We start from the raw sequence: 4327 nt of genomic DNA on the forward strand, positions 1-4327 counted from the left end.
TTAAAAGTCCCATGTGGATCACTCCGTTGCCCCCGTCGCTCACCGCGTTGAGGGGAAGGTTCACATGGCTCAATTCTCAATGGAAATTATGCGCCTAACCGGCTCAGTTCCGCGCGGAAACCAACAGCCTGGAACCAACGAGACGATCTTCGGCACCTGGAAGCTAAGCTATGGTCTTCGACGCATGCGATGGCGCGGGCTTGCCAAGGCCGCCATGCAGATCCGCCTCACCGCCATCGCCTACAACATCAAACGAACGTTGAAGATCGTTGCCGCCGCCGCCAGACAGGCAACAACCCGCCCTCCGATCGGCCGCCGTCTCACGGCGGACGTGGCGATACCCGCAACCGCACATTTCCTCCGTCCCGGATAAAAATACAGCAAATTCAATTGGAAGACCTTACCCGCGCACAGATCTCTTCGTGAAACGACTGTCCCGGACTTGTCGGAATCGCGTCCCGCTAATCCGAAATCCGCAACCTGAGCCGCGACCAAGACAAGCAGAGCTGCTGCGAGAACAACGGCTGTTCGATATCGAACGATCTTCATTCTGCGCCATAGTAGAGCCTCCGCCGACGCGACGTCGAGCGGAAGCAAAAAGATCACCGATAGAGTAATTCGGCGACGACTGAGCCAGGTTCGGGCCTTTCAAGATTGAAATCTGTACTGGATTTGAACCTTTCGTTCCAGAGATGGAGGAACGGAACTCCGCGCAACTTTTGCGATATCTTTTGCCAATCCGACTTGAGCACTAGGCTCTTGTGTTCCTGCCAATGCACTGGATATGAGTAGTGGGCGGGGTAACCTTGGCGCATGAACTTCAACTCCTTGACAACGGCGGTTAAAAGCTTTGGTCCTGTGGCACCCCATGGAAGGTCTCGCCCTGCTTCAGAACTCCGCCTGAGGAGTTCTCGGAGGACAGGGTGTTGATATGGAAGCCTCAGGATGGCACTACCGACGTAGCGATCATCCTCCCAACCAAAGAACAAGTCGCCCGGAGGCTCGTGAGCGCTCAAGCAAACGACATCGGCGTCAACCCACCAATTGCCGCGCTCGGACAGCAGCGCGTACCTAAAAAGATTGGAGAACGCTGACACACTCCCCCTGGTGCCGTCCGGTTTCGTGTAAAAAAACACGTCGCTCTCGGGAAAAATTTCTGCCGCACTCTTCAGGACGGTCCCGGTTGGCGCTGAGGCGAATTCTCGGTAGCTATACAGGTGATACTCATGCCCCAAGCGAATGAAGGATTGAATACAGGATTGTACGTGGGCGGGCAAATGTTCCCCGTGCCAGAAACTCTGAAATATGGCCAAGTGCCTTCTCCACTTTTGCGTGGTCGGTGGTCCTGAGCGGTCACAACTACCGGAACAGGTGACGCGAAGCCAGTCCAGAACTCGGTCGTCAGTATTTCCGAAACTGCCGCCCTTACCTGGCAAATGTCCGATCTTGGTCTCCCATGACTCGTTGAATGTGCGACGTTGCCGGATGTGAACAGGGGTAGATCTGGCACGAGCATGGTTTGGCGCCGCACCGCTGGCGCCGCTCCAAACTGTCGAATGACAAGGCGTTTGCCGAGAAACTGCGCGATGTCGTCGCGCTCTATGCCTCGCTTTCGGCCCATGCCATTGTCCTTTCCGCCGATGAAAGAAGCCAAATCCAGGCACTCGACCGGACGCACGCGACCCTTACGTTGGAGAAGGGTCCGGGCGGAACTATGACCCATTATTATAAAGGCCATCGCACCGACACCCTGTTTGCCGCCCACAATGTGCTTGATCGCTCAGTGATCGGCCGCAATATGCAGCGTCGCTGGCATCAGGAGTTCGGCAACCGCAAAGGCCCCCACTTCGCCCCGACATCCAGTTCGTGGCTCAACGTCGTCGAGGGCTTTTCGCAAAAACTCACACGTCGTCGCGTGAAGCACGGCGTGTATTGATTCGGTATCGACAAGGCTTCGGCGATGCCGTTCGATTGCGGGCTGCGGATGGGTGTGTAGCATTGTTCCGAGCCAATCTCCCGCAGCAGCGATTCCGTGTCCTTCGCGATGAAGGACGGGCCATTGTCCGTGAACCATTCGATGGGTTTTGGAAGGATGTTGATCCGACCGGACCGGTTTTCGACAGACGTGATGACGAGGTGAACGTTTTCGCTCGTGATCCCTTCGGTGGTTGCGACACGGGCGATGGCCTCGCGATCGCAGCAGTCGAGGGCGAACGCAACACGCACCTAGTCTTTGTTGTCGCAGCCAAACGCCAAGCCATCTGGGCACCACCGTCGGGAGTGGGTGCGATACGGAGGACGTGGTCGTGTTTCAGGGTCTTGACCAACGCCTCTGGCTGGTGCCAACAGCCCAATTCCCTTACTATGTCGGCGCAACCGTTATCTAATATATGCTCGGTGGCATGGGGTATGCGTGACCCCAAAGCGTTTCTCGATAATTTGCGCTGCGCATACGCGTTACAAGATGTGAAGATAGGGACCGCTTTAAGCCGGCAAGATTGCTTACCACGTGCGGGCGCTGAACGTCATTCTAACCGCCGCCCTCACAGGGTGGAGTGCGGCTAAACCGCGTACGGACGCCGCGGTGACGAAAACGTAGACTTGCAGCGTTCGGTAATTCTGTCGAGCGCGGCCCTTAACCGCATGCCCATATATACAAGGCCGACGGGACACTAGCGGATTAGCGGATTCGCCGCGTCCCTTTGTTCTTCCGAGAGATCGCACTGTCGCTTGTCTCGTCTTTGTGACTTGATCTTTCCTAGTCGTTGACTAGAGTCCGCAGTGAAAATAACCCGGTCAATCTTATGCATCTACTCATCCCTAGCGGTCTATTATAATGGTTTCGAGTTCGTACCCAGCAAGAGAAAAGGTGATGGCGATCGAGGCACTGATCAACGAGTTGAAGGCGGCCTCCGAGGGAAGCGACAGGCTCGATGCGATGATGGCAATCCTCACCGGTTGGCGGCGAAGAATGGAATATATACGTGAAAACGAGGTTGAGGGGCCAAATCGTAAAGTGATTTGGATCTCCCCGGATGGAAGGGATTACGACAACCTGCCGTCCTTTACGACCTCACTCGATGATGCATTTAGTTCGGCGCGGAACGTTGCTGGGAATGAATATCTCGGTTTTGTTTGGCGTGACAATAGGGGGTATGCTGTAATCGGCGATTGTCCGCACAGCGATGCTGCCACCCCAGCTCTCGCCCTTTGCGTGGCAGTCGTGCGCGCAAAACAACGGGCCCCCGACCATGAATAACCCGTGATATTTTTCCGGGGTTCTTCACGAAGAATGTATTTCCATTGAGATGGTGTCAATTCCGCTCGAGATTTCCCCAAAAGTTGGAGTGCGCCCTTTGGGGTGTCGAAGGATCAGACGGCTAATTTGCCAGTCTACCGGATGTGGTGACTCAGCATCCGGCCAACCGCGTGGCGTGCGCCTCGTCCGTATTGGTGTCGCCGCCAGAACCTCAAAGGCACTAGCCTAATTCAAGAAGGCTCGGCTGATTGCGGAGACAATGCTGCCGGGGGCGAACCACGTATCAGCGATCGCCCACGCTGAGGGGCTAGATCCCTCGCAGCTTTACGGCTACCGTCGAAAGGCCTTGCCCTCGGGATCGGTGGTGCCCCTTTCGAAAGGGGCTAGTGAAAGGGTTAGTTTCGCGCGCGTCGAAGCTGCTGCAAGTGACCTGAGACCCTGAACTTCCTCCAAATTTCGGGAGAGTCTTTGATTTTCCATCTGGGCTCATGCCGCCTGTTGTTCCAGAGCGATTTTCATTGCAAACTCATTGGGCGTGATATTTCCGAGCGATGAGTGTGTATAGCTTTCTGGAATTGTCGGCCGTTTCCACTGGCAGCCAGGAGCGCAGTTGCCCCCAACGCTCCGATCCCAGGGATCGTCATGAGCCGTCGTGCGACATCCTCGCGACTGGCGGTCGCCTCGATCTCGCGTATGACGTCACCAATGCGCTGTTCCAACTGGCGCAGATCGTCAAACAGGTCTGCGAGCAGCTTACGCATTGCCGGCGAGAGATCGTTGGATCTTCGAAAGCTTGCGGCAGGTCGAGCTTGAACAGGCCCGCGCCTTGCCGCAGGGCGATCCCGTACTCGAGGCAGAAAGCTCGCATCTGATTGATCAGACGCGTTCTCGTTCCGATCATCTGATCTCGGACCCTGTTTAAAGCCTGAAGATCGGCTTGTTCCGTACGCATCCGAGGTGGGTCGCCTTGTAGGAATTGTCGGATTTGGCACTGACTGTCCTTATTGACGTCAATACGGACAGTGCGGAATGGAACGACTTGAGATTATCGATGGCGGCCGGCGGCGA

Annotated in this window: 3 protein-coding genes and 2 pseudogenes; 3 read left to right on the top strand and 2 right to left on the bottom strand. The window is 56.0% G+C overall.

Annotated features, from left to right (window positions below):
• Positions 1–64 precede the first annotated feature (64 nt).
• Positions 65–373 carry a transposase gene (locus tag IB277_RS38540; protein WP_246812923.1) on the top strand — a complete coding sequence of 103 codons (309 nt, stop codon included), beginning with the start codon at positions 65–67 and terminating at the stop codon, positions 371–373.
• A gap of 229 nt (positions 374–602) precedes the next feature.
• Here IB277_RS38540 and IB277_RS39110 read toward each other — a convergent pair whose 3' ends face one another.
• The gene (locus tag IB277_RS39110; RefSeq protein ID WP_371813778.1) at positions 603–1136 is read right to left on the bottom strand and encodes a hypothetical protein; all 534 of its coding nucleotides are present in this window, start codon (positions 1134–1136) and stop codon (positions 603–605) included.
• A 365-nt stretch (positions 1137–1501) separates the two neighbouring features.
• Here IB277_RS39110 and IB277_RS37425 point away from each other — a divergent pair.
• A pseudogene (locus tag IB277_RS37425) lies at positions 1502–1933 on the top strand (IS630 family transposase); the annotation flags it as partial.
• A 17-nt stretch (positions 1934–1950) separates the two neighbouring features.
• Here the strand turns inward: IB277_RS37425 and IB277_RS37430 are convergent.
• Positions 1951–2274 (bottom strand): annotated as a pseudogene (locus IB277_RS37430) (DDE-type integrase/transposase/recombinase); the annotation flags it as partial.
• Positions 2275–2872: 598 nt separating this feature from the next.
• Between IB277_RS37430 and IB277_RS37435 the strand changes: the two are divergent.
• Entirely contained in the window at positions 2873–3259 is a 387-nt protein-coding gene (locus IB277_RS37435) for a hypothetical protein (protein ID WP_192373378.1), read from the top strand.
• Positions 3260–4327 lie beyond the last annotated feature (1068 nt).

The organism is Ensifer sp. ENS07 (assembly GCF_014852185.1).
GTDB lineage: Bacteria > Pseudomonadota > Alphaproteobacteria > Rhizobiales > Rhizobiaceae > Ensifer > Ensifer adhaerens.